Source organism: Sphingomonas sp. CCH9-E2, from assembly GCF_001557215.1.
Classification (GTDB): Bacteria; Pseudomonadota; Alphaproteobacteria; order Sphingomonadales; family Sphingomonadaceae; genus Sphingomonas.
Map to the genome: position 1 here is coordinate 1 of NZ_LSJM01000267.1, position 2,184 is coordinate 2,184.

The following is a 2,184-nucleotide window of genomic DNA, read 5'->3' on the forward strand; positions in this document are numbered from 1 at the left end:
ATCCAGGTCATGCCCGGATCGGTCCACTTGATCGTGACCTTGCCATCGGCGCCGGTCTTCAGATCCTGCTGATGCAGCTGGTCGCGATAGCGGATGCCGCCGGGGATCACCGTGACCGCCAGCCCGGCGGCGGGCTTGCCGTCGAGCAGGAACTGGAAGGTCGCATCCTCGCCCATCACCAGGTCGTTGGGGTGCGTCACCGGCACCAGTTCGATGCCCTTGCCGACCGGCTTGAATACGGTGGTGGTCGGCTCGCCCGCAGTCACGAAAATCTCGTTGCGGTTGCTGTTGATGCTGGTGCGCACATCGGTCGCGCCCGCCGGGATCACGCTCGCCAGCTTGTCGGCGGTGGTGCCGCGCGGGATGCGCACTTCCTCGCCGTTCAGCTTGTACGACCCCATCACGCCCTCGCTGGCGTAATAGATCTTGTACGTGCCGCGCTGCTGGATCTGCACGTCGAGCGTGGTGCGATAGCGGCCGGTCGCCTTGTTCTTGACCTCACCCGGCGTGCCGTCGGGCAGCATCACCGCGATGTCTGCGCGCAGTGGCTGATGCTCGAAATAGAACAGGTCGTTGGACACGGCGGCATCGACCGTGACCCACACGTCCGCGCCTTCGCCCGAAACGACGGTCATCGACGGCAGCATCCACTGGCGGTGCGCCTGGACGCTGGCGGGAATGGCGACCGCAGCAACGGCGGTGGCGATCAACAGATTGCGGAGCTTCATGTGATGATCCCTTTCTTGGTTGCGGCACCGGCCCGCTCCCCCACCCGGCCACCCATAGAATACACTGTCGCTGGGTGGCCGGGTGGGGGAGCGGGCCGGTGCCGGGCGCGTCAGCGCCTGACAGTCAAAGTCACGGCGCCCAGCTCGCTGGTGCCGCTGGCACGGGCGGTGCCGCCCTTGGGCAGCGAGAAGGGGATGCGGACCAGTTCGCGCCCGCCCACTTCGCGCGCGGCCTCGACCACCAGCGTGTAGTTGCCTGGCGTCAGCTTCGGCGTGAAGCTCACCTTGTGCGTGCCGGGAGCCTTGGTCGCGCCGGTCACGCCGGCGGCGGGAAAGCGCATCGTGCGGCCCGATGCGCGCCACCATTGGCGCACGTCGCGCAGCCACTTGGTGCCTTCGTTGTTCTTCAGGTCGACATCGTACCACACCGACAAAGTCTGGGCCGGGCCGCCCTCCTTCTCGATCCAGATCGCGACATAGGGGCGGTGATATTCGGCGACCGTCAGGCGCGGGATCGTGACCGAGACGTCGAGCGTCTGCGCGGCGGCCATCCCGGGCGCAAACAGGCCCGCGCCCAGCGCGGTGGCGGTCAATCCGGTTACGCGAAACTGCATGGAAGGCGGCTCCCTTTAGATATGGATGAAGAAGATCGCGAGGATCGCGGGAATGACCAGCCCTGCGCCGACCAGCGGCCAGGTGCTCGGGCGGTTCTTCGCGTGCATCTGCAACAGCACCAGCCCGGTGAGTGAGAACACGATGCAGGCGAGCACGAAGATGTCGATGAACCACTTCCACACCGTGCCGCTGTTGCGTCCCTTGTGCAGGTCGTTGAGCCAGGCGATCCAGCCGCGATCCGTGCTCTCGGTCGTCACCGCGCCGCTCGCCCGGTCGATCGCGACCCAGCCATCGCCGCCGGGGCGGGGGAGGGCGAGGTAGATTTCGTCGGCCGACCATTCGGCGTCGCCGCGCGCATGTTTGATGTCCAGATTGCCCTCGACCCACTCGGCGACTGGGGCGGGGAGCGGCTTCTTCGCGTCGGGCGCGTCGTCGGGCTTCACGGCGGGTAACAGCGGCGCTGGAAGTTGCGCGGCGCGCTCCACCGTCTGCGGCGACCCCTCGATCTCGGCGGCGTGGTTGAGCGTGAACCCGGTGATCGCGAACAGCAGCAATCCGACCAGGCTGATCGCCGAACTGATCCAGTGCCAGGTGTGCAGCTGCTTCAGCCAAAAGGCTTTGCGGCTGCGCTTGGCACGCGCGGTTGTGGTGGTTCCGTGCATCGGGGTGGAGATAGCCTAATTGCGATTCGTTCGCAGCACTAGCGCGAGTGATTCGCAATTACAATGCGCCTCTATTCCTCCCCCAGCTTGCTGGGGGAGGTGGCATTGCGCAGCAATGACGGAGGGGCCGCCCTCGCAGAGGGCGGAATTTTGCCGAGCAGGTCACGGCCGTCTGCGCG

Annotated in this window: 3 protein-coding genes; all 3 read right to left on the reverse strand. The window is 66.5% G+C overall.

The window, feature by feature from the left end; all coding sequences use genetic code 11:
- On the reverse strand, positions 1–728 hold a 728-nt coding region (locus tag AX681_RS12350), incomplete at its 3' end, for a DUF4198 domain-containing protein (RefSeq protein ID WP_066682349.1).
- Between the two features lie 110 nt (positions 729–838).
- Positions 839–1,342: a DUF2271 domain-containing protein gene (locus AX681_RS12355; protein ID WP_066655848.1), complete on the reverse strand. Its 504-nt coding sequence runs from the start codon at positions 1,340–1,342 to the stop codon at positions 839–841.
- A 15-nt stretch (positions 1,343–1,357) separates the two neighbouring features.
- Positions 1,358–2,005, reverse strand: a complete 648-nt coding sequence (locus tag AX681_RS12360) for a PepSY-associated TM helix domain-containing protein (RefSeq protein ID WP_066655850.1) — start codon at positions 2,003–2,005, stop codon at positions 1,358–1,360.
- Positions 2,006–2,184: the final 179 nt, after the last annotated feature.

Bases quoted from the DNA above. Each gene is read 5' to 3' on its own strand.
- AX681_RS12355 (WP_066655848.1), bottom strand. From the start codon at position 1,342: ATGCAGTTTCGCGTAACCGGATTGACCGCCACCGCGCTGGGCGCGGGC.
- AX681_RS12360 (WP_066655850.1), bottom strand. From the start codon at position 2,005: ATGCACGGAACCACCACAACCGCGCGTGCCAAGCGCAGCCGCAAAGCC.